General features: G+C 41.3%; 23 protein-coding genes. 15 read left to right on the forward strand and 8 right to left on the reverse strand.

Annotation, left to right across the window (positions count from 1 at the left end):
- Positions 1-145: 145 nt before the first annotated feature.
- The 8 genes from ACXAFK_RS12820 (at position 146) to ACXAFK_RS12855 (ending at position 8,316) form a co-directional block, all read left to right on the forward strand.
- Positions 146-1,543 (forward strand): anthranilate synthase component I family protein, encoded by a 1,398-nt coding sequence (locus ACXAFK_RS12820; RefSeq protein WP_474958006.1) that lies wholly within the window; start codon positions 146-148, stop codon positions 1,541-1,543.
- 2 nt (positions 1,544-1,545) lie between these two features.
- Positions 1,546-2,115, forward strand: coding sequence for an anthranilate synthase component II (locus ACXAFK_RS12825; RefSeq protein ID WP_293296292.1), 570 nt, complete (start codon positions 1,546-1,548; stop codon positions 2,113-2,115).
- A gap of 130 nt (positions 2,116-2,245) precedes the next feature.
- Positions 2,246-3,241 (forward strand): anthranilate phosphoribosyltransferase, encoded by a 996-nt coding sequence (gene trpD, locus ACXAFK_RS12830; protein ID WP_474958007.1) that lies wholly within the window; start codon positions 2,246-2,248, stop codon positions 3,239-3,241.
- Positions 3,242-3,337: 96 nt separating this feature from the next.
- Complete coding sequence (trpC, locus tag ACXAFK_RS12835; RefSeq protein WP_474958008.1) at positions 3,338-4,123, forward strand: indole-3-glycerol phosphate synthase TrpC; 786 nt, start codon at positions 3,338-3,340, stop codon at positions 4,121-4,123.
- Entirely contained in the window at positions 4,120-4,770 is a 651-nt protein-coding gene (locus ACXAFK_RS12840) for a phosphoribosylanthranilate isomerase (RefSeq protein WP_474958009.1), read from the forward strand. Before trpC ends, ACXAFK_RS12840 begins: the two co-directional genes overlap by 4 nt.
- An 11-nt stretch (positions 4,771-4,781) precedes the next feature.
- Complete coding sequence (trpB, locus tag ACXAFK_RS12845; protein ID WP_369884084.1) at positions 4,782-5,966, forward strand: tryptophan synthase subunit beta; 1,185 nt, start codon at positions 4,782-4,784, stop codon at positions 5,964-5,966.
- A gap of 59 nt (positions 5,967-6,025) precedes the next feature.
- Positions 6,026-6,787, forward strand: coding sequence for a tryptophan synthase subunit alpha (gene trpA, locus ACXAFK_RS12850; protein WP_474958010.1), 762 nt, complete (start codon positions 6,026-6,028; stop codon positions 6,785-6,787).
- Positions 6,788-6,819: 32 nt separating this feature from the next.
- Entirely contained in the window at positions 6,820-8,316 is a 1,497-nt protein-coding gene (locus ACXAFK_RS12855) for a M20/M25/M40 family metallo-hydrolase (protein ID WP_474958011.1), read from the forward strand.
- Here the strand turns inward: ACXAFK_RS12855 and ACXAFK_RS12860 are convergent.
- The 6 genes from ACXAFK_RS12860 to ACXAFK_RS12885 all read right to left on the reverse strand — a co-directional run bounded on the left by ACXAFK_RS12860 (position 8,313) and on the right by ACXAFK_RS12885 (position 16,026).
- Positions 8,313-9,011, reverse strand: coding sequence for a uracil-DNA glycosylase family protein (locus tag ACXAFK_RS12860; RefSeq protein ID WP_474958012.1), 699 nt, complete (start codon positions 9,009-9,011; stop codon positions 8,313-8,315). The two genes, ACXAFK_RS12855 and ACXAFK_RS12860, sit on opposite strands and share 4 nt — an antisense overlap.
- Before the next feature lie 9 nt (positions 9,012-9,020).
- Positions 9,021-10,682, reverse strand: coding sequence for a RagB/SusD family nutrient uptake outer membrane protein (locus ACXAFK_RS12865; protein WP_474958013.1), 1,662 nt, complete (start codon positions 10,680-10,682; stop codon positions 9,021-9,023).
- A gap of 157 nt (positions 10,683-10,839) precedes the next feature.
- Complete coding sequence (locus tag ACXAFK_RS12870) at positions 10,840-13,386, reverse strand: phosphoenolpyruvate carboxylase (protein ID WP_224837664.1); 2,547 nt, start codon at positions 13,384-13,386, stop codon at positions 10,840-10,842.
- Positions 13,387-13,554: 168 nt separating this feature from the next.
- Entirely contained in the window at positions 13,555-14,316 is a 762-nt protein-coding gene (gene yaaA, locus ACXAFK_RS12875; protein WP_474958014.1) for a peroxide stress protein YaaA, read from the reverse strand.
- An 88-nt stretch (positions 14,317-14,404) separates the two neighbouring features.
- Entirely contained in the window at positions 14,405-15,436 is a 1,032-nt protein-coding gene (locus ACXAFK_RS12880) for an RluA family pseudouridine synthase (RefSeq protein ID WP_474958015.1), read from the reverse strand.
- A gap of 2 nt (positions 15,437-15,438) precedes the next feature.
- Positions 15,439-16,026 carry a PASTA domain-containing protein gene (locus tag ACXAFK_RS12885; RefSeq protein WP_224837661.1) on the reverse strand — a complete coding sequence of 196 codons (588 nt, stop codon included), beginning with the start codon at positions 16,024-16,026 and terminating at the stop codon, positions 15,439-15,441.
- A gap of 79 nt (positions 16,027-16,105) precedes the next feature.
- Here ACXAFK_RS12885 and ACXAFK_RS12890 point away from each other — a divergent pair, with 79 nt between their 5' ends.
- The 5 genes from ACXAFK_RS12890 (at position 16,106) to ACXAFK_RS12910 (ending at position 21,829) form a co-directional block, all read left to right on the forward strand.
- Positions 16,106-17,080, forward strand: coding sequence for a D-alanine--D-alanine ligase (locus tag ACXAFK_RS12890; protein ID WP_474958016.1), 975 nt, complete (start codon positions 16,106-16,108; stop codon positions 17,078-17,080).
- 32 nt (positions 17,081-17,112) lie between these two features.
- A complete protein-coding gene (coaD, locus tag ACXAFK_RS12895) occupies positions 17,113-17,571 on the forward strand; it encodes a pantetheine-phosphate adenylyltransferase (RefSeq protein WP_474958017.1) in 459 nt (152 codons plus the stop codon).
- A 192-nt stretch (positions 17,572-17,763) separates the two neighbouring features.
- A complete protein-coding gene (locus ACXAFK_RS12900; RefSeq protein ID WP_474958018.1) occupies positions 17,764-19,590 on the forward strand; it encodes a PAS domain-containing protein in 1,827 nt (608 codons plus the stop codon).
- Entirely contained in the window at positions 19,577-19,990 is a 414-nt protein-coding gene (locus ACXAFK_RS12905) for a response regulator transcription factor (protein WP_474958019.1), read from the forward strand. Before ACXAFK_RS12900 ends, ACXAFK_RS12905 begins: the two co-directional genes overlap by 14 nt.
- 66 nt (positions 19,991-20,056) lie before the next feature.
- Complete coding sequence (locus ACXAFK_RS12910) at positions 20,057-21,829, forward strand: M14 family metallopeptidase (RefSeq protein WP_474958020.1); 1,773 nt, start codon at positions 20,057-20,059, stop codon at positions 21,827-21,829.
- Here ACXAFK_RS12910 and ACXAFK_RS12915 read toward each other — a convergent pair.
- Positions 21,822-22,421: an NUDIX hydrolase gene (locus tag ACXAFK_RS12915; RefSeq protein WP_224837655.1), complete on the reverse strand. Its 600-nt coding sequence runs from the start codon at positions 22,419-22,421 to the stop codon at positions 21,822-21,824. The genes ACXAFK_RS12910 and ACXAFK_RS12915 overlap by 8 nt on opposite strands.
- Before the next feature lie 7 nt (positions 22,422-22,428).
- On the opposite strand from ACXAFK_RS12915, the gene pyrE reads away from it, so the two are divergent.
- Positions 22,429-23,067 carry an orotate phosphoribosyltransferase gene (pyrE, locus tag ACXAFK_RS12920; protein WP_224837654.1) on the forward strand — a complete coding sequence of 213 codons (639 nt, stop codon included), beginning with the start codon at positions 22,429-22,431 and terminating at the stop codon, positions 23,065-23,067.
- Between the two features lie 9 nt (positions 23,068-23,076).
- The gene (locus tag ACXAFK_RS12925; RefSeq protein WP_224837653.1) at positions 23,077-23,475 is read left to right on the forward strand and encodes an SRPBCC family protein; all 399 of its coding nucleotides are present in this window, start codon (positions 23,077-23,079) and stop codon (positions 23,473-23,475) included.
- Here ACXAFK_RS12925 and ACXAFK_RS12930 read toward each other — a convergent pair.
- Complete coding sequence (locus tag ACXAFK_RS12930) at positions 23,469-24,212, reverse strand: biotin--[acetyl-CoA-carboxylase] ligase (protein ID WP_474958021.1); 744 nt, start codon at positions 24,210-24,212, stop codon at positions 23,469-23,471. The two genes, ACXAFK_RS12925 and ACXAFK_RS12930, sit on opposite strands and share 7 nt — an antisense overlap.
- Positions 24,213-24,292 lie beyond the last annotated feature (80 nt).

The following is a 24,292-nucleotide window of genomic DNA, read 5'->3' on the forward strand; positions in this document are numbered from 1 at the left end:
CCTATCTTTGACTCAATGATTAACAGAATAGCAAATAACTGGTGGTGGATAAACTTACGTCGAACGTCGTGAGCTAAGTCCCCATTATAACCATACAAGAGGCTTGTCATCACGACAAGCCTTTTTTAATTTATATAAGTACCCAATGAGTTACACGCTTAAAACCCATTACAAAAAAATCCTCGCGGACACCATTACCCCCGTGAGTGTTTACCTAAAGATCAGGGACAAATTCCCCAACAGCATACTTTTGGAAAGTAGTGACTACCATGCCAACGACAACAGTTTTTCGTACATCTGCTGTAACCCGATAGCATATATCAAGGTAGAGGACGAAACCATTGTACAAAGCTTTCCCGATGGCAAAAAGGAGGTAACCAAAATTGCCTCCGACACCGACATCACTAAAGTAATCCACAACTTTAGCAAGCAGTTTGATACCACGCAGAACGGGTTTAAATTTATCTACAATGGCCTCTTCGGTTATATGGCCTACGATGCCGTTCGTTACTTTGAGGATATCCAATTGAATAAAAAAGATGGCTCGGTAAATATACCCGATATCTATTATGCCGTGTACCAGAACATAATCGCTATCAATCATTTTAAAAACGAAGCCTACCTTTTTGCCCACTGCTATCAGACCGAAAGCAATGTTGAAGAAATAGAACAACTCTTTAACGTGCGTACTTTTTCATCGTATAATTTTAACAAGGAAGGCGACCCAAAATCCAATCTAAAGGATGAAGATTATAAAGAGCAGGTCGAATTGGCAAAAAAACATTGTCAACGTGGCGATGTGTTCCAACTGGTGCTCTCTCGAAGGTTCCAACAAAAATTTAAGGGAGATGAGTTCAATGTATATAGAGCACTAAGATCTATTAACCCCTCCCCCTACCTTTTTTATTTTGATTATGGCAACTTTAAAATATTCGGAAGCTCGCCAGAGGCCCAACTGATCGTAAAAGATGGCAAGGCAGAGATTCATCCCATTGCCGGAACCTATAAACGGACCGGAAACGATGAAAAAGATGCCGAACTGGCAAAAAAATTGGCCCGGGACGAAAAAGAAAACAGCGAACACGTAATGCTGGTAGATCTTGCCCGAAACGATTTGAGCCGTAACGGAAATACCGTAAACGTGGAAACCTATCGAGAAGTACAGTACTTCTCCCATGTCATTCATTTGGTATCCAAAGTAACCGGCCTTAAGAAAAAAGACAGTACAACCATGAAAGTGGTGGCCGATACTTTCCCGGCAGGAACGTTGAGCGGTGCCCCCAAGCACATGGCCATGCAACTTATCGAGAAATATGAAAAAACAAGCCGTTCCTATTATGGAGGTGCCATAGGTTTTATGGATTTTGAAGGCAACTTTAACCACGCCATTATGATCCGCACATTTTTGAGCAAAAACCACGAATTGTATTACCAAGCGGGAGCAGGTCTGGTAGCAGCCTCCAATCCTGATGACGAACTCCAAGAGACCTATAATAAATTGGGTGCATTGACCAAAGCACTGGAAATTGCCGAAACAATCTAAGCATGGGAAGAAATATTTTAATGATAGACAACTACGATAGCTTTACCTACAACTTGGTACACTATCTGGAAGATTTGGATTGTGAGGTCACCGTAAAACGGAACGATCAACTCACTTTGGAGGAAGTGGAGCCATTTGACCATATTGTTCTCTCCCCTGGACCAGGAATACCGGATGAGGCGGGACTCTTAAAAGAAATCATCAAAACGTATGCACCCACCAAGCACATTTTTGGAGTGTGTCTGGGGCTACAGGCCATTGGTGAAGTGTTCGGGGGCCACTTGATCAATTTAGACCAGGTATATCACGGAGTGGACACTACCATAACTGTGACCAAGGACGACCCCATATACCATAATATGCCGAAAACGCTTCAGGTAGGTCGATACCATTCTTGGGTTGTGGATCCAAATGTACCAGATGATCTGGAAATCACCGCAGTGGACGAAAATGGGCAGATAATGTCCCTACGGCATAAAAAATATGACGTGACCGCGGTACAGTTTCATCCCGAATCGGTGCTGACACCCCAAGGCAAACAAATGTTGAAAAATTGGCTGGAAAGCAAATAATATGCAATTCCTGAAGTACCCTGAGCGAAGTCGAAGGGAAAGCAGGAATCCAAATAAACCCAATTGAATAAATTTTCCGCATCATGCTTCGACTCCGCTCAGCATCCGTTCGGAATCACAAATAAAGAAAATGAAAGAGACCTTAAATAAACTTATCAATCACGAAATACTGCCCAAAGAGGAAGCCAAACAGATATTGGTAAATATTGCCAAAGGCGATTACAACACCTCCCAAATTGCGGCCTTCTTAACCGTTTACATGATGAGGAGCATCACCATAGAAGAACTCGAAGGATTCCGTGATGCACTTTTAGAGCTATGTTTGGCCGTAGATCTATCGGAATACAACCCCATCGACCTATGTGGAACGGGTGGCGATGGCAAGGACACCTTTAACATTTCCACCTTGGCATCATTTGTTACCGCTGGTGCGGGAATCCATGTAACCAAACATGGTAATTATGGCGTTTCCTCTAAATGTGGGAGTAGTAACGTAATGGAATTTTTGGGAATCAAATTTAGCAATGATGCCGATTTTCTAAAGAGAACTATCGAAGAGGCAGGAATTTGTGTACTGCACGCCCCCTTGTTTCACCCAGCCATGAAAAATGTAGCCCCAATCCGCAGGGAACTTGCCGTGAAGACCTTTTTCAATATGTTGGGGCCGATGGTGAATCCTGCATTCCCAAAAAATCAGATGGTAGGAGTATTTAATTTGGAATTGGCCAGAATGTATGGGTATCTATATCAGAACACCGATAAAAAATTTACGGTCTTGAATGCCTTGGACGGTTATGATGAAATATCGTTGACCGGAGACACAAAAACCATTTCCAACCATTCCGAGGGTATGCTGAGTCCTGCAGATTTTGGGGTTAACAAAGTTTCTCAAAAAGAAATAGTTGGCGGTGAAGACGTTGCGGATTCCGCCCGAATATTCATGGATATTTTACAAGGCAAGGGCACAGATGCTCAGAACAATGTTGTTTGTGCCAATGCCGGCGTCGCCATAGCCACCGTAAAGGGCATTGCGCCAAAAGAAGGTTTTGAAGAAGCCAAAGAATCCTTATTGAGCGGCCAAGGATTGGTTGCCTTAAAAAAATTACAAGAATTGAGTAAAAAATAAATATAGATTACTTGTCATTCCTGCGAAAGCAAGAATCCAAACAAAACGAATTTTAAAAAAAATACCGTCCCATTTGCGGATTGACAAAAATATAGGATGAACATACTAGACAAAATAGTAGCCGACAAGCGTAAAGAAGTCGATTTAAAAAAATCACTGATTACCATATCCCAATTGGAAACTTCGATATTGATGGAGCGAACCTCTATTTCGTTGGCTGAAGCATTACGCCAAAGCAATTCTGGCATTATTGCGGAACATAAACGTCGTTCCCCTTCAAAATCGGTCATTAACCAAGGGCTAAGTGTACAGGATGTCGCCAAGGGCTATGCCGATGCTGGTGCCTGCGGTATGTCTGTGCTCACCGATGGCAAATATTTTGGCGGCTCCTTGGATGACTTGATCCTTGCACGAGCAGCTACGAACATTCCCATTTTACGAAAAGAATTCATCATAGATGAATATCAGATTGTGGAAGCCAAAGCCTATGGTGCCGATGTAATATTATTAATTGCCGCCATTTTGTCCAGGGAAGAAATCAAATTGTTTTCCGAGTTGGCAAAAACTTTGGGCCTGGAGGTATTGTTGGAAATACATAACGAACAGGAGCTTAACAAAGCCATTATGCCCAGTTTGGATATGCTGGGAGTGAACAACCGAAATCTAAAAACTTTCGAGGTGAGCTTGGAAACCAGTAAGACACTATCCGCCAATATTCCCGATGACTTTGTAAAGGTATCGGAAAGTGGAATCAGTTCCGTGGAGGCCATCAGAGAATTAAAAGAATTTGATTTTCAAGGCTTTTTGATCGGCGAAAATTTTATGAAAACGGACAATCCGGGAGTAAGTGCTTCCGGATTCATTAAAAAATTAGAAGCGTGAAACTAAAGGTCTGCGGCATGAACCATAATCCCGAAGCGGTAGCGACTTTGCAACCCGACTATCTGGGATTTATTTTCTGGAAACCCTCCTCCCGTTATTTTTCGGGAGAAATGCCAGACTTGCCACATTCCATCAAAAGAACAGGGGTATTTGTTGATGCGCCATTGGAGGAAATTCTGGAAAAAGTAGAACAATATCAATTGGATGCTGTACAACTGCACGGAAAGGAAGCCCCAGATTACTGCCAGGAACTAAAAGAAAGAATTCTGTCAATTCGAGCGCAGTCGAGAAATTTAGAAGTCATCAAAGTATTTTCCATTAAAGATGATTTTGATTTTGGCATCCTTAAAGATTACGAAGACGTCTGTGACTATTTCCTTTTTGACACTAAAGGAAAATTGCCCGGGGGCAACGGTTACACCTTCGATTGGTCGGTCTTGGAAAAATATCCATCTCAAAAACCTTATTTTTTAAGCGGTGGCATAGGTCTGGATTCTTTAGATAAATTAAAAGGATTTTTAAAAAGTCCTGCATCTACCATGTGTTATGCCATCGATGTGAACAGTAAATTTGAGTTAGCCCCGGGACAAAAAAATATTGAAGAACTAAAAACTTTCAGAGTATCACTGGAAAGTGATATGAACTAAAAAAAATGTCTATGAAAAGTTATCATGCAGATGAAAAGGGATACTACGGTGAGTTTGGGGGAGCATTTATTCCCGAAATGCTATACCCCAACTGTGAGGAACTTCGGCAAAACTACCTCCGCATAATGGAGGAGCCTTCTTTTAAAGAAGAGTTCCAACAATTGTTACGGGATTATGTGGGTCGGCCCACACCACTGTATTTTGCCAAACGTCTATCCCAAAAATACAATACCAAAATCTATCTAAAACGCGAAGACCTTTGCCATACCGGTGCCCATAAGGTAAACAATACCATTGGCCAGATATTAATGGCAAAAAAATTGGGCAAAAACCGGATCATTGCAGAAACAGGTGCGGGTCAACATGGAGTGGCCACAGCTACGGTCTGTGCATTAATGGGGATCAAATGTGTGGTGTATATGGGGGAAATCGATATTGCCCGCCAAGCACCCAATGTAGCTAGAATGAAAATGTTGGGAGCCGAGGTAAGACCTGCCACATCGGGCAGTAAAACATTAAAGGACGCCACCAACGAAGCCATTCGCGATTGGATAAACAACCCCGTGGACACCCATTACATTATTGGATCGGTCGTAGGTCCCCATCCCTACCCCGACATGGTGGCGCGTTTCCAATCGGTAATTTCGGAAGAGATTAAAAAACAGCTACAAGAAAAAGAAAGTCGGGAAAATCCTGACTACGTTGTGGCCTGTGTCGGCGGGGGAAGTAATGCAGCCGGTGCTTTTTATCATTACTTGGACACCCCAGAGGTGGGCATTATTGCAGTTGAGGCCGCTGGTAAGGGAATTGATTCCGGTGAGAGTGCCGCTACTTCCGCTTTGGGAAAAGTGGGCATTATACACGGTAGTAAAACCTTATTGATGCAAACGCAAGATGGACAGATTACCGAACCCTACTCCATTTCCGCAGGATTGGATTACCCTGGTGTAGGCCCTATGCACGCCCATTTGTACGCATCGGGTCGTGGAGAGTTCATTTCCATTACCGATGATGATGCCATGAAGGCCGGATTGGAACTTTGTAAACTGGAAGGTATTATCCCAGCCATAGAAACTTCACATGCCTTGGCCATTTTCGAAGAAAGGAAATTCAATCCAGATGACGTGGTGGTGGTCAACCTATCCGGGCGAGGAGATAAGGATTTACAGAATTATATTGATTATTTCAGACTCTAGAAATAAGAAAGTAGAAATATTTCGTGCATCTTATGACTGACATCTAACACCTAAATACTATGAACAGAATCAAACAAAAACTACAGGAGGACAAAAAAATCCTTTCCATATATTTTTCAGCTGGTTACCCCAATTTGAACGATACCGTAAAGATTATCCAAGATTTGGAAAAGAACGGTGTCGACCTCATTGAAATCGGGCTTCCCTTCAGCGACCCTTTGGCCGATGGACCTACCATACAAGAAAGTTCCACAGCTGCCCTAAAAAATGGAATGAACACCTCGCTGCTTTTTGAGCAATTGAAAGACATCCGCAAATCGGTGTCCATACCGTTGATTTTAATGGGATATTTTAATCCAGTCCTTCAATATGGAGTGGAAGCATTTTGTGCAAAATGTGAGAAAATTGGGGTCGATGGGCTTATTCTTCCGGATCTACCGTTGGATGTATACAAAGAAGAATATGAAACCATCTTTAAGAAACATGGATTGATCAACGTTTTTCTTATTACACCACAAACCAGCAACGAGCGCATAAAAGCGATCGACGATGCATCCGAAGGTTTTATTTATATGGTGAGCTCGGCAAGTACCACAGGAACAAAGCAAGGTTTTGGTCCCGATCAGACCAACTATTTTAATCGCATAGCACAAATGGACCTTAAAAATCCGCAGATTGTTGGCTTTGGTATCAGCAATGCCGAGACATTTGGGCAAGCTACCCAACACGCAAAAGGTGCGATCATTGGTTCGGCCTTTATAAAACACCTTACAAAAAATGGAGTGGACAAGATTGATGACTTTGTAAAGCAAATTCGTTAATTTTCCACTTTAAAGATCAACATTGATTTGTCATGAAAAAAATACTGCCCATAGTAACCTTATGCCTTACTTTTTCTGTTTTTGCCCAAGATGAAGTGGCCATTAAATCCCAGGTCGCCGATGCCATTAACGAAATACGGGAATTTATAGCTATCCCCAACGATGCTCTGGACGCAGCCGACATAGATCGTAACATAATGTGGTTAAAGCGCAAGTTTGGCGATAGAGGGTTTAACTCGGCAGTATTGGAAACCGATGGTCTTCCTTTGTTTTTTGCCGCCACGCCCATGAGCGGGGACAAGCCAACGGTTCTTATTTATATGCATTTTGATGGTCAATCCGTGGACCCGTCCAAATGGAACCAACCCAACCCGTACAATGTGGTATTAAAGGCCCCGAAGGATGATGGTTTTGAAACCATGTCTTTTGACGAACTTGGAGACGACATCAATTATGATTGGCGTTTGTTCGGAAGATCTACTTCGGATGATAAATCGCCGATCGTGATGCTTTTGAACGCCATGGACCTACTTAAAAAGGATGGTAAGGACATACCTTTTAATATAAAGGTGATTTTGGACAGTGAAGAAGAAAAAGGCAGTAAACCTTTGCCGGCAGCTGTGAAACAATACCGTGAACTCTTGGAGTCGGATTTTTTAATGATCGTGGATGGACCTGTACACGCGTCCGAAAACCCTACTGTAGTTTATGGTTGCCGTGGTATCACCACTTTGACCCTAACCACATACGGCCCCATTAAACCGCAACATAGCGGACATTATGGCAACTATGCTCCAAACCCAGGTTTTCAGTTAGCACAATTATTGGCAACCATGAAAGATGCCGAAGGAAGGGTAACGATCTCCGGCTATTATGACGGTATAACTATTGACAAAACCACCGATTCCATATTAAAAAGTGTACCCGATAACGATGCGGCCATTGCCGAAAACCTCCAATTTAAAACTTCGGAAAAAGTAGGAAGTTTTTACCAAGAAGCCCTGCAATATCCCTCTTTGAACATTCGCGGATTAAGTTCTGGATGGGTTGGAGAAAAAGCGCGCACCATTGTTCCCGAAAGTGCAACTGCGGAACTGGATTTAAGATTGGTGGTAGAAAGCGATGGAAATCGGCTAAAACAATTGGTGAAAGATCATATAGCCCAGCAAGGCTATAAAGTTTTAGATCACGAGCCTTCCAAAGAAGAGCGTTTGCAATTCGATAAAATTGTTACCGTAAAAGAGAGGGGTGTTACGGATGCGTTCCGTACGGATCTAAATGACCCATATGGTAATTTTATAGTAAATACCTTAAACAACAGTTTTGACAAGGAAGTCATTCAAATACGCACCATGGGCGGTACGGTCCCCATATCCCCCTTTGTGAACGAATTAAAGATTCCTGCCTTTATTGTTCCCGTGGTAAACCCCGACAACAACCAACATAGTCCCAACGAAAATATAAAGATTGGCCAGTTGGCTTATGGAATAAAGACATTTTATAGTATTCTCTCCAGTAAAATCGATTAAAAGAACTCGCGATATTGTAGTACCCTAAAATCCAGTGTATTGAATGCTGGATTTTTTTGTTTCATTTGCTTGTAGGCCTGTAAACTTCCCATAGCTCGGTTGGCAGCTCCCGAAGGTGCAGTCAGCGAAACGGTTTTAATGGTTCTCGACTGCCCTCGCACTGACGTTGTACTCGGAGTGATCGGCAACTCCAAATGATGAATTCGGGGCACGTCGTCGGAGACCACATCGAGTTTTAAGTTATACTCCTTTAGTTGCCTGCGAAAGAAATATTCGGGACCATTTTTACTATTCCCGCCTGTAAACAAAAGGGTATCGATATTCGGGTACTTTTGTAAATATCCGACTAAATCACGTAGCACAACATTTTGCATTCCGATGTCGGATGCATCTATTTTTTCCCTATCGGCACTTTCCACAATATCACAAACCCCTATTTTGTTCTTGACCAAGAACTGTTTTCGCTGTTGTACCGCCTCATCTGTAGTTTCATAAGTTAATCCCAGTTGGAATATTCTATCCAAAATGGGCCATAACTGTCCGTTACAACTGCCATAGCAAAAATCCACATCTTGTGGTTTTAGGTCACCTGTGGTAAACCGTGGGGGAGGCAGGGTACCTACGATCAATTTAGTGGCCTGCGATAACAAAAACGGTTTATAAGGATGTGTATGTTTAAAAGGTAGTGTAGTCAAAATCCAATTTTAATAACCTTCATTTTGAACCACATCCGGGTTCAGGCTCATTTCTCCCTGAGGTATGGGCCAGATGTATTCGTGATTTTGAAAGTCCCTTGCCAACTCTGGGTAATTTTGATTGTATTCCAATATCTCGGACTCAAGAGCATTCATTCGAATAAGGTCATCCTTAAATTGTCCTTCCAAACAAAACTCCAAACGTCTTTCCTTTAAAATTAGGCTAGAAAACTCTTCTTGAGTCAACCCACTTTGAGCATCATGCTCCAAATCGCCAAAAGCTCTTCTTCTCACCAAATTCAAAGCATTATATGCTTTAGCTGTAGGACCATTCAGCTTATTTTCGGCCTCTGCTATCATTAGATACACGTCAGCTGCTCTTAAATAGGGGTAATCAAATGACTCTGAATTCAATACACTGATTTCCTCGACTTCCTTTATAAATTTATATGGTCGCCAATTTTCCATTAAAGTTTCATCTATTAAATTCCCATCATCAAACGAAAAAGTGGCTATATTTTGATGAAATCTCGAATCGCTATTTTCAATCGGAAAACTAACCGGTTCGGAGGGTTCCATTTCTTTCTCAAAATAGGAATTTATAAAATTAGGAACCAACAATAAACGATCGCTTAATGAAATACCCATAGGCCCCCAAGAGACACTATAATTGCCCGAGTTATCAAAACCAATACCGAAAATAACCTCTGTATTCGAACTTTCATTTTGGATTGAAAAAACATCCGAATAGTTTTCTTCCAAAGTATAACTCCCTACAACTTTCTCCAATTCCAATAACGCAAGACTATATTTATCAGTTTGATTCATAGGAAAACCTGCCATCGTAAGGTAAACTTTTCCAAGTAGAGCAGTGGCAGCTTCCTTTGATGCTTTTTCTTTGCCCAATCCAGAGGACAAATTCTGCTGCGCAAATGTTAAATCCTCTACAATTTGTTCAAATACAACTTCCCTACCTTGTTCAAATGTTGGCGGATTATCAGGGTCTACACCTGCTGTAGTGACCAAAACAGGATTTCCGTAAAGTTTAACCAAATTGAAGTACAATAGTGCTCGCAGGAAACGAAACTCGGATTCTAAGTGAACTGTATTCACTTCCCCATTCAATGCTGAATCTAAGTCCGTTAGCTCTTCCAAACCTATATTCGTAAGATTAATAACTCTATAATGCTCTGACCATACTTCGTTGATTACATAGTTACTCGACTGAAAATAGTAATTATCCAAATCGCCAAATCTACCCATCGAATTAGGGTTTATCCTGGTCACACCTGTTCCAATATCACCCCAATAATGGGAATAACCATTGGCATCGAACAAAAATTCTGTTTTCAACTGGTCATATATATTCTTCAAAAAAACATCAAAGTCAATTGGAATTTCTGAAATAGGGTCAGGCGCCATAACAGCTTCGATGACCACTACTTGATTTTCTTGCACATTTACATCAACTGAGACGCTGACATCAGAAAACGAAGGGGTGAGAATAACCTCATATTTTCCAATGGGTATATTGTTGTATACAACCTTTCCCATTACATCGGTTATTTTCTCTTTAGTTCTAGGTACAGTGGTAACAGTAACATCTGGCATAGCGGTTCCGCTTTCGTAAACCGCCATTACTTCCAAAGTGCCCAATTGTTCTAATTCCATTCCTTTATCCTGGTCATTGGAACAGGAAAATAAAAACATTGTAAATACAATTGACAGATTATGAAATAATCTTCTCAAATGAGGTAGTTTTGTCATTTGATAAACTTGAAGCTAGGATTATATTGTTTATTCATAAAAATACACAAAAAAAATTCCCCTAAGCCGAATTTCTGCTGGCATTGATATTTCCATATAAGGAACGAGTAACGATTTTCTCGTACAATTCTTTGTATTCAGAATTTTGTGTGATATGGTACAGGGCATTTTGCTGTATCACCAACAAGGGCAATACAATTTGCTCCCTTATTTTAACGGATTCCCGCGATACGGCTTCATCCTCCATCAAAATCTTATCTCCCGAAATCTGCAACAGCATTTTTTTGGACAACTGGAACTCGTCGTTCAAAATGTTCCAGAAAGCTCCGAACTCTGGATCTTCCTTCATGTAACTGGTCAGGTTAAAATTGGACTTGGCCAAGGACATCATACTGTTGTGCATCAAAGCTCTAAAAAATGGGACATCTTTGTACAACTTTTTTACTTCGTTCAGTCGCCCTTCTTCTTTTAACTTGTTAATGGCCGTACCCAATCCAAAATAACCGGGAACATTTTGTTTTAATTGGCTCCACGACCCCACAAAAGATATGGCGCGTAAATCCGAAAGTGTTAGCTGTTTTTTGTTTCCGCGCTTTCCTGGCCTACTGCCAATATTGGCCTTGGTATAATATTTTAATGTACTTCTGTGCTCCAGATAGGGCATAAATTTCTCGTGCTGTTTTAAAGCATCGTATTTGTCGAAACTGAGTTCCGAGAGTTCCTCTATCAATTTACGTTGTGCCGCGGAGATAGTGAGTTCCTTGCCAAATAAGTTATTGCTCAATCCAGCGGTGAGCAACTGCTCGGAGTTATGGATAAACTGCTCTTTGGTCCCATAGGTACTGGTAATGGTCTGCCCTTGAATGGTAAGCTGAATCTCATGATTGGCCACATCCTTGGTCTGTGCGGCGTAGAATCTGTGTGTTTTACCACCACCACGTGCTGGCGGTCCTCCCCTACCATCAAAGAAAATAGCGGCGATACCGTTCTTTTTACAGACTTTGCTCAAGGTTTCCTTGGTCTTTAAAATAGACCAGTTGGCTTTTAGGTACCCCCCATCTTTGGTACCATCGGAAAATCCGAGCATTATGGTGTGTACGTCCCTTCTTCTTTCCAGATGTTGCCTATATTGTGGAATATCGAACAAGGTTTGCATCACTTTTTCTGAAGCGTCCATACCTTTCATGGTCTCGAACAGTGGAACAATGTCAAATGTGATCTTTTTCTCGTCCCATCCACTCCACCTAAACAAACCGAACACGAACAAGACCGAAAAAATATCTTCCGAATTACTGATGATGTATCGGTTGCAGCCTTCTTCACCGTTTTTTTCTTGTATCGCTTTTAGGTTTTGGATATTCGTAATGGTGTCCTTTACAATCTCATCTTCAAAGTCCTTTGGGTCGAGATTAAAATTTTCTTTGAGCAAGAGCCTTACCAGTTCCCCTTCACTCAACTCGTGTACGTTTTCCTTGATAACTCCATGCTTTTTTAGCACAGTTTCCACGGCCAACAAATGCTTACTGTGATCTTGACGGATATCCAAGGTGGCAAAATGTGTCTTAAAAATATGTACCTTATCCATAAACTGATCCAACTCGTCCAAATACAATTCGTGATAATTGGCAATCAGTTTTTCGCGGACACCATTTAAACAGGCGATGATTTCCTCGTAAGAAACAAGCACATCTGGGTTGAACATGGCTTTGTACAGCTTATCGCTCAACGCATTGATGTCTACCTGCATATCCTTGAATGTAAGTTTTTTGCGAAGGCCCTTCAATTCGTTATAATAGCATTTCATTAAAGTAAGCCTTAATTCATCCGCCACCTGTTTGGTGATATCGGCCGTTACGTAGGGGTTCCCATCACGATCGCCACCAGGCCAAAATCCGAGTTTCATCAGATTGTAATTATTAAACTTATCGTCCCGAATATTACTTTTTACATATTGGTACAATTCGCCAACGGCATCATAATACGTATTACGAAGTATGTAGATAATGTTTTTTGCCTCGTCCAAAGGCGTTGGTTTTTTTGCATTGATCAGTGAGGTAAGCCCCAATTGCTGCAAGGTTACGTCAATATCATGAATCCTGTCCTCATCGATCAAAGTGCGCAATTCTGCAATAATATCCAATATGGCGGGGGTATAGAACTGCGTTGGATGCGCGGTCAGAACAATTCGCGCACTAAAGGTGGAGAGTTTTTTGGAGACCTTGTCCCAGTTTTTGGTGCGGTTCACCAATTCAAAATAATCCTTAATGGTCAAAGAGCTACTGTATTTTTGAAGTTTGGAGAAGGCCGAATCCTCCACACTATCGTAAAGTACCACTTGGCGTTCCACATACTGCACGATCTTGAACATAAAGTCCAACCGCTCCCGTTCGTCTTTGATATCCACAAAATTGGTAAAAAACACCTCTAAAATCTCTTGGGGATCTTTACCTTCTTTTAAGCCTTTCTCGCACTGATCTAGCAATAATGGGATAAGAACCCCTACATTTTCTATATTGTTATAGGGCAAGCTCAAAAAAAGACTGTTGTAAATGTTGAACTTATTGGTTACCGTTTTTTTAAATTCCTCTAACCGTTTAGTCTGCTGCATGTATTTATTTTAAGTTGATGTTATCATGGACGAACACCCAAAGTTCGCGAATTATACGTAACCTTTGGGTTAAATTTAAACGTATCACAATTTGAAGCACGTCGTACCTTATTGTAACAACGTGATTGGTTGTGACAACTTAAAAATTACTTTGATCTTACCAAAGTTTTATCGAATAAAAACTGGCTGGTCTTTCTTTACGGTGTGTTCCTCGCTGTACAAATAGCCATCATAATCAAAATTCTTGATGTCATCCAATGTTTGGGCACCGGAATCAATAATGTACCGTACCATAGATCCACGTGCTTTTTTGGCAAAGAAACTGATGATTTTGAGTTTGTCGTTCTTCCAATCCTTAAAAACCGGTGCTATTACCGGCACTTTAAGTTTTTTGGCATCTACTGCACTAAAGTATTCGTTGCTTGCAAGGTTTACAAATAGTTCATCTTCCTCAAGTTCGTTGTTCAAGGCATTGGTAATTTGATCTTTCCAAAACTCGTACAGATTTTTTTTACGGCCTACCTTTAACTGCGTCCCCATTTCCAATCGGTATGGCTGCATTAGGTCCAAAGGTTTTAAAACACCGTACAGGCCGGATAATATCCGCAGCGTACTTTGCAAACGGTCCAATTTATCTTCGGGAATGGTATAGGCATCCAGACCTTGGTACACATCTCCGTTAAAAGCATACACTGCCGGCCTTGCATTGTCAACGGTAAAGGGCAATTCAAAATTTTGATTGCGCTCCCAGTTCAAATCCGCAAGTTTATCGGAAATGGACATAAGTTCCGATAGGGCTTTGGGCTTCTTTTTCTTTAATACCGCATTTAGCTTTTCGGCTTGTTCCAAAAATTGGGGCTGACTATATTTTGATGTGGGCAAAGTGGTTTCGTAATCAAGTGACTTTGCCGGTGATATCACAATTTTCATATGGTTCCATTTTTTGTAAAAATAACGAGGATTTTACTTATTTGGACAGATGGGCCAATGGTGTTTTCAATCTTAGGATCGAAGAAACCTATGATTCGTGATGCTTGGCATAACCGCGCCATTTTTCGATACACTGGACCATATCTTCGGGCAGATCGGAATCAAAACGCATAAACTTGCCTGTTACCGGATGCTCAAAGCCCAATGTTTTGGCATGCAAAGCTTGCCTTGGCAATACCTTAAAAGCATTCTCCACAAATTGCTTGTATTTGGTAAAGGTGGTCCCTTTTAAAATTCTGTCGCCTCCATAGCGCTCATCATTGAACAAGATATGGCCTATATATTTCATGTGGACCCGAATTTGGTGGGTTCTACCGGTTTCCAGCCTGCAGGACACCAGTGTAACGTATCCAAAGCGCTCCAATACCTTGTAATGTGTCACAGCTTCCTTTCCTTCATCTCCCTCCGGAAAAACCATCATCTGTAGGCGGTTTTTGGGGTTTCGTGCAATATGCCCTTCAATGGTACCTTCGTCTTCGGTTACATTGCCCCAGACCAAGGCCACATATTCCCGTTCACTACTTTTTTCGAAAAATTGTTGCGCCAAGTGGGTCATTGCTGCTTCCGTTTTGGCAATTACCAATAATCCGGAGGTATCTTTATCGATCCGGTGGACCAGACCAGGTCTATCCGAACTATTATTGGGCAAGTTTTCAAAATGGTACACCAAGGCATTGATCAAGGTACCCGAGTAATTTCCATGCCCCGGGTGCACCACCATGCCTGCCGGTTTGTTCACCACCAAAAGTATGTCGTCCTCGTAAACAATGTCCAATGGTATATCTTCCGGGGTCAACAAAAACTCATAGGGCGGGTGCTCGAACATAACCTTCACCTCATCCCCTGCTTTTACCTTGTAATTTTGTTTTACAATGGAGTCGTTTACCCAAATATGGCCTTTTTTGGCCGCTTGTTGAATCTTGTTACGAGTGGCGTTCTCAATAAAATTCATCAAAAATTTATCCACTCGCAAAGGGTCTTGGCCCTTAGATGCCACAAAGGCATAATGCTCATAAAGATCATCCTGAGAAAGTTCGTCCTGGTTTTCCGAAATATCCATAGTTAGTTGGAGTCTGCCTTTACCCTTGCACTGCCGGGAATGGTCCCGTTTCCACAAATTAATTCCACCTTGGAGGTTTTGGGCAATCTGTCGCCCGGCTTTATATACTTCCCCTTAAACTTCATGTTGTACACCATGTCCTTGCCCAACTCATCAATATAGGTAACACGCTCCACATCCAGCCCTACGGCCTTTAGCATAGATGCAGCATTACGTTGGGTAACCTGAATGATATCCGGTACACTTACCTTTTTATATCCTGATGGATTTACCGTAAAATAAATTTTACGGTTGGCCTTTACCTTGTTGCCAGCAGGAGGGTTTTGTTCCAAAATTGAAAATCTTGGATACTCGGGATTGTAGTTGGATGAATCCAAAACCTGATATCTGAGACCAGCTTCCTCCACTGCTTTTCGCATTTCCATAACCGACATTTTGGAGAAATCCGGTACCTCCACAAATTCCCCGTGATTGGTAGTGCCCTTGAGCCATTGCAATGCAACGAACACCAAAACAACTATAGCTATTGCCGCCAATCCAAGTTGGATAAAAAAAGTCTTGCTCTTTAAAAAGTTGAAAAAATTCTTCATGTATTTCACCTTAACGGAACAAAGATAGGAAAGCCCACCCTTTTTTCTTTATTTTGGCTTTGTGATAATTTACCGATAAATGAAAAAAAACATTGCCATTATAATGGGCGGCTATTCCAGCGAACACCATATTTCCATAAAGAGCGGAAACGTGGTCCACAAATATCTGGATACAAATAAATACAATGCCTACAGAATTATAATCACCAAAGAAAACTGGTATTATCTGGACAACACCGATGAAAGGCATACATTGGATAAATCCGATTTCAGTATAACCATTGATGGCAAAAAAATTTTTTTTGATTGTGTTTTCAACGCAATACACGGCACTCCTGGCGAAGATGGACTAATGCAGGCCTATTTTGAACTTGTGGGCATTCCGCAGACATCCTGCAACCATTATGAGGCTGCACTCACCTTTAACAAACGAGATCTTTTGAGCGCTTTGAAACCCTATGGAATCCCTAGTGCCACTTCCTTTTTTGTGAACAAAGGCCAGACCATCGACGAAAATGCCATTGTAGAAAAAGTTGGGCTACCCTGTTTTGTAAAAGCCAATAGGGCCGGTAGCAGCTATGGCGTATCCAAGGTCCACAAAAAAGAGGATCTAAACCAAGCCATTGCCAATGCCTTCAAGGAAGATCACCAGATTATTATAGAATCCTTTTTGGATGGCACAGAAGTTTCCGTCGGGGTAATCACCTATAATAAAAAGGTTACCGTATTGCCGGCCACAGAAATTATTTCTGAAAACGATTTCTTCGATTTCGAAGCTAAATATATGGGCAAATCACAAGAAATAACTCCAGCCCGTATTTCCGAAAAACAAGAGAAGAACGTTAGACAGTTGGCCGAATTTATTTATACGACCTTGGGACTAAAAGGGTATACCCGAAGTGAATTTATCTTTATCGGTGATGTACCCCATTTATTGGAGATAAACACAACCCCCGGACTAACGGAGGAAAGTTTATTGCCGCAACAGGCGAAAACTGCAGGCATCTCCCTTGAATCGCTTTTTGATAGCGCCATTGTTGAAGCTTTGCGATAGAAACCGTATTTTTAAAAACCTTATACCACACCATGAAACGCGCATTGTTCCCTGGGTCTTTTGACCCACTCACATTAGGCCATTATGATATTATAAAAAGAGGAGTCACCCTTTTTGACGAATTGGTAATTGCCATAGGTATAAATGCCGACAAAAAATATATGTTCTCCTTGGAGGAACGAGTTCGGTTTATCGAGGAAGCGTTCAAGGATGAACCAAAAATTAAAGTGACCACCTACCAAGGGATGACGGTCGACTTTTGCAAGAAAATAGATGCCACATTTATATTGCGGGGATTGCGGAACCCGGCGGATTTTGAGTTTGAAAAGGCCATTGCACATACCAACCGTAAGTTATCGGAAATAGAAACTGTTTTTCTATTGACCTCCTCCGGAAAGTCCTTTATAAGCTCTTCCATTGTGCGGGATGTTATCAGGAATGGTGGGGATTACTCAGGATTGGTACCCGAAACGGTCGTGGTAAAACCATAAATTTCACGATTTCAGGGGGAACAAACTTATTTAAGTCTTTTCTTACAATTTATTTTTAGATGAAACATTGTCCATTCAGGATAATACAACACTTTGGGACAGTTTCACAACAATAAATCAATTAGATAAGCCAATAATTTTACATTGGCATCAATTAATAAATAGCATAACGTTTTAAACCTTCCCCCGAGTTTGAAAACAGTTAAAAGAATCGACCAGTTTTACTTATTGAAGCAATTGCCCACGGCAACCGCGCTTCTTGATCAAAAAGGCATTTTGCTGGATGCATCCAGTGCTTGGCTCGATATTTTTGGATTGCCACCACAGGACAACACCTCCAATACCAATGTTTTTTCCCTCTACAAAGAGATTCTGGATCTAGAGCTGCGACTGGCAGAACAAAAATCGTTCACATTAGAACACCAATTGGAAAACCCAGCGGGCATCCGGTACCTAAAAAGTAGTTTTGCCCCCTGGTTCGATGATAAGGAGAATGTGATCGGTGCCATCATCCAGACCGACGATATTACATCAGAAGTAAAAAAAGAAGAGGAAATCAAATGGCTGAACACCATTTTGGACACCAAAATGGAAGTATCGCACACTGGTTGGTGGGAGTTTGATGTGATAAAGGAAGAACTTACTTGGTGCAAAGAGACCAAGCGTATTCACCAAGTTCCCGACTGTTTTCAGCCCACCACGATAGAAGCCATCGATTTTTACAAAACAGGATACAGCCAGAACAAGATTTCTATGCTTTTCCATAATTCCATAGTCAACCATCAACCATTTGATGCCAAAGTAGTATTGATAACTTTTGAAGGCGAAGAAAGATGGGTTCGGGTGACCGGCAAACCGGTTCTTAAGAATGGAGAAGCCATTAAGATATATGGAACCCTTAAAGATATTCACGAAAAAGTGTTGGCCGAAACAAAGGTCCAGGAGCACCAACAACTTTTAACTACCTTGGTGGACAGTCTTCCGCTGAACGTTTATGTGAAAGACTTGAACACCAGAAAAATATTGGTCAACAAAAGCGAATGTAACTATCTGGGCAAAACAGCAGAGGAAATTATCGGAACCACCGATTTTGAACAATACGATGAGGAAACTGCCAAAATTTCGAGGGAAGAGGATCTTAATGTTATGAAGAACCTCACCCCTATCATCGGAAAAGAAACAGTAAGCATATTACATGGTAAAACCACCAATTACCTAACCTCAAAAATCCCTTATTTTGACCTAGAAGGCAAGGTCTGTGGACTTATAGGGGTCAGTTTGGACATTACCCCCATGAAAAGAAAGGAGGAGCAATTGCGGGATTTGATCAAGGTTACTTCCCTGCAAAACCAGAAACTTATCAGTTTTGCACATATTGTTTCCCATAATTTAAGGTCCCACTCCGCTAATTTTTCCATGCTCTTGGAGTTTTTAAACGCTGAGAACGATCCAGAGGAACGGCAAGGCATTATAAAAATGTTATCGCAGGCCTCGGACAATTTATTGGAAACTTTGGGCAACCTAAACGAGGTCGTGGACATTAACACAAAAACCTCTGAGACCAAAAAACCATTGAACCTAAGGCGTAATATCATCAATGTTTTACAAAACCTATCCGCCTTACTGCAAAAGAACGGCTCCCATGTAATCAATAATGTCGCGGAGAACATTCAAGTAAATTGTGTTCCGGCCTATCTGGACAGCATTATTTTAAATCTTGTTTCCAATGCCGTCAAATACAAAAGTGAGAACAGGGAATCCCTGATCACTATAGACGCGGTCCAGTCCAAAGAGAGCGTGCTGTTGAGCATATCGGATAACGGGATCGGGATAAATCTGGAAAAATACGGGGACAAAGTTTTCGGCATGTACAAAACCTTTCACAATAGAAAAGATGCCAAAGGTTTTGGGCTATACCTTGTAAAAAATCAAATAGAAGCCATGGGCGGAAGTATAACAGTGCAAAGTGAGGTAGATAAAGGCACTACATTTAATGTGTATTTTAATGAAGAAAGTTAGTTGTATTTTTATAGTGGACGACGATCCAATTACCGTATTTGGCATAAAAAGAATGTTGAAATCCGCGGTGGAATGTAACGATATCCAGATTTTCCAAAATGGATTGGAGGCCCAAGAAGCTTACAAAGAACGGATGGAAAAAGGATTGGCCGCGCCCAATGTAATCTTTTTGGATATCAACATGCCCATAATGGATGGATGGGAGTTCCTTGAAGCTTTGATAAATGCCGATCCAAAAGAACATATTACAGTAAATATGATCACTTCTTCCATAGACCCCTTGGACTATAAAAAATGGAGCGGCTTTAAAAACAGGTGCCCGTTCAACCTCAATTTTAAGAACAAACCGATCTTTAAAATTGAAAGCAACGAACTTGGCTTTATTGAGATAGCCTCATAAACTATAATATTCTGTATTTTTGGTACAAACCAGCACTTAATGGTGCCTTAACGTTCCCGAAATATTTTGAAGCACTTAGTACTCTTTTTGGCCCTAGTTCTTTTTATCTCCTGCGAATCGGAAACACAGGACGAAAAATCTTCTTACCCTACCCACTTTGAACTGTCGGACGGGAAGGAAACGGCAACCTATCAACAAACTATCGATTATTACATTCGACTCGCGAAGGAATTTCCCGAAATCAACTTGCACACCATAGGCACAACGGACAGTGGTTACCCTTTGCACATGGTCACCTATAATCCTGATGGAGATTTTAATTACGAGAATATTCGGAAGGAAAAAACCATCATACTTATAAATAATGGAATCCATCCCGGAGAGAGCGATGGAATCGATGCCACCATGATGCTTTACAGAGATTTTGCCACCGGAGAATTAAACCTGCCCAAAAAAACGGTCTTGGTAACCATTCCCATATACAATATCGGTGGCTCACTCAATAGAAATTCAACCACAAGGGCCAACCAAAACGGACCTGAAGAATACGGCTTTCGAGGTAATGCACAGAACTACGATCTTAATAGAGACTTTGTAAAAATGGATACTCAGAACGCTAAAACGTTCGCGCAAATTTTCCACATGGTAAAACCCGACGTTTTTATAGACAACCATGTAAGTAACGGTGCAGATTACCAATATACCCTAACGCACCTTTTTACCCAGCACAACAAGCTTGGTGGAAAAATGGGCCAGTACCTGCACAAAACCTTAATGCCAAACCTAGAAGATTCGTTATCGGATAAAGAATGGGACATAACCCCTTACGTGAACGTTTTTAACACACCGCCAGAGATGGGGTTCAGTCAATTTATGGACCACCCACGGTATTCCACCGGCTACACCACACTTTGGAGCACATTGGGGCTCATGGTAGAAACCCATATGCTAAAACCATACAAACAACGTGTAGAAGGCACCTATGATCTAATGCACAGCCTTATAGAAATCGTGGAGGCAGAGCACGAGAACATAAGAACAGTTCGCAAAGAAACTTTGGAGAACAATCTGGAACTCTCCGAATATTACTTTAATTGGGCAGTGGATACGACCCAGACCTCTATTCTAAATTTTAAGGGATACGAGGCGGAAACCCTTGTTAGCGAAGTCACCGGCCTACCAAGATTAAAATACAATCGGGAAAAACCCTTTACCAAAGAGACCGTATACATGGATCACTATTATCCCTTGGATACCGTTATCGTTCCTGCCGCATACATTGTAAAGAAAAGTTGGAAAAAGGTAATAGAACGATTGGATGCCAATAAAATACAATACACACCATTAAAAAAGGACACCACATTGTCCGTTGAAGCCTATAAAATCACTGGTTACGATACCCGTAGAGCACCATACGAAGGGCACTACCTCCACTCCAACACCACAGTAGAGGCCAAGACAAAGCAAGTTCATTTCAGGGAAGGAGACATATTGGTCCCAACCCAACAGCCGGGCATTCGTTATTTGCTGGAAACTTTGGAACCACAAGGTGCGGATTCTTTTTTTAATTGGAACTTTTTTGATACGGTTCTTCAACGCAAAGAAGGGTTTTCCCCTTATGTTTTTGAAGACGTTGCCTTGGAAATGCTCCAAAAAGATTCTATTCTATTACAGGAGTTTGAGACCAAAAAAGGAGGAGACCTCAATTTTGCCAATAACTGGTATGCGCAACTTAATTGGATTTTTGAACGTTCGGAACATTTTGAAGAAGCCTACCTTGCCTATCCCATTTATCGTATAGAAAAAAATAGCGATGCGTCAAGATTGCTTCCTAAATAAACGGCCAATCCTCAAACAGAATCTTAATGTTATGGTAAGAATTTTTTAAAGCCTTTTTGGTCTTTCGGGGGCCCTTCCATTTCACTTTTTTGATTCCTTCGGACTTTTCCGCCACTAATTTGCCGGCATAATCGGTGGACATAATAAACCAGTGCGTCTGCTTTAAACGATACTCTCCGTTTCTTTTAAAAACATGAAAAGTTGTACGTAAAAACCGTTCAATCTTTAGATTTTGCACGCCGGTCTCTTCCTCTACTTCACGTATTGCGGCATTTTCTATGGACTCTCCTTTATCCACTTTTCCTTTGGGCAAATCCCACTTTCCGTTTCTAAAAATAAATAGGACCTTACCTTTCTTATTGATCACAAAACCACCACCAGCGACCACTACAGGGATTTTATGCATAAAAAGCTTTAGGATCTCCGTTTCATCCGGATGGTACAGATAGGCCTTCCTTATCTTCTTTTTGGACAAAAGTCTGATGGCCTCAACGATCGAATCACCATCCAAAGAAAACAAATTACCATTGGAATCCTCGGGGCGCTCGTTTGTTAAAATCAGTGGAGCCTCATTAACAAAAACTTCATACATTTGCGCAATGGTTTTAGATAAGCAAATCGCAAAAAAAACAGCTGAGCTGTTGCTGCAAATTAATGCAATTAAGTTGGAACCTGAAAATCCATTCACTTGGGCTTCGGGCTGGAAGTCTCCCATTTATTGTGACAATAGAATTATGTTGTCCTACCCTATGATCAGAAACTTTGTTCGGGAAGAAATGGCAAAACAGGTAGAAAAGCTCTACGGAAAACCGGACGTAATCGCCGGAGTTGCCACTGGGGCCATTGGCATTGGCATTCTTGTTGCCGAAGCCCTCGGACTCCCGTTTGTATATGTTAGGCCAAAACCAAAGGAACATGGTAGACAAAACCAGATCGAAGGACACTTTGAGCCAGGACAGAGCGTTGTGGTGATAGAAGACCTGATCAGTACTGGCAATAGCAGCCTCAATGCGGTCAAGGCCTTAAAAGAGCAAAATGCAGACATTAAGGGCATGATCGCCATCTTTACCTACGGCTTTCCCGTGTCCGCCGAGAACTTTAAAAAAGAAAACGTGGAACTGCATACGCTATCGGACTACGAAAACCTGGTAGAGCAAGCATCAGAAACCAACTATATCAAAGAAACCCAGTTACAAACCTTATTGGAGTGGAAGTCCAACCCACAAGAATGGAAATAATTTTTTACCATGCACATTGAATCACCAAAAAAGAAAGTAGCCAAAAGCAACAAAGAAGTATTCGAATTTTTGACCGACATCAAAAACTTTGAAACTTTAATGCCGGACAATATTGACAAGTTTGAAGTATTGGACGAAAACACTTTTAAATTTGCCCTAAAAGGTATGCCCGAGATTGTACTCCGGTTAAAGGAACAAAACCCGCACGACAAAGTTGTTCTGGGAGCGGCAAGCGATAAACTTCCCTTTACCCTTACCGCAGATATTACCGCATTGGAAGAAAACGAAAGCGAAGTGGGACTTAGTTTTGAAGGAGAGTTCAATGCCATGATGGCCATGATGATCAAAGCACCCATAACCAATTTTATTGGCACTTTATCCAATAATATGGATAAAATAGGTCAGTAAAGCAGCGTTACTTCCTTTAGGTCGAATTCCTTAAAAATTTCATCTTCAAGTTCGAGCACCAACTTTCCCGATGGTGACACCCCTCGCACGTACCCAACGAACATATCCCCAATTGGGGAGATAAAAGTGGATGGTTTATCCTTTCTAAAAAGGACTTCTTCGTATGCAGGTAACAATTGGCCCACAGTCTTTGCCTCGATCCCATTAAGGTGATATTGTATCCGCTCCAATATTTTTTGGAGTAACTCATCCAGATCATAATCTTTACCCGTGATCACTTTTAGGGAAGAAGCCTTTTCCAGACCTTCAAAAATAGTTTGGTTAACATTTAACCCAATACCAATAATGGATTGGGCAATAATGGAACCTTTGAGTACATTTTCAATTAAAATTCCACAAATTTTTACAGAACCTGACATAATGTCGTTCGGCCATTTTACCTTCACATTGGGCACTCCCAAAGCTTTTAGCACATCGCTCACGGCCATGCAAATTGCTATATTCAACACAAATTGATGCTCTACACCAAAGGCGTCAAACCTTCGCAACACGCTGAAAGTAAGGTTTTTTCCCCCTTCGGACATCCAAACAGTCCCCATTTGCCCCCTGCCTTTCAATTGTTTATCGACCACTACTACGGTGTAATCCGGCGGATCTTCCGAACGCAGCAAATTCCGTAAAAACAAATTTGTGGAGTCCGTGGCATCAAGTTTGAGTATTTGAAATTGTTTTCCCAATATGGCAAGCCTTTATGATTTGTTAAAAACTAAGGCTAAGAAAACAAAAAAAACATAACTTTGTAAAATCTAAATTTTTT

It is taken from the genome of Flagellimonas sp. ABD4_174 (assembly GCF_056160185.1).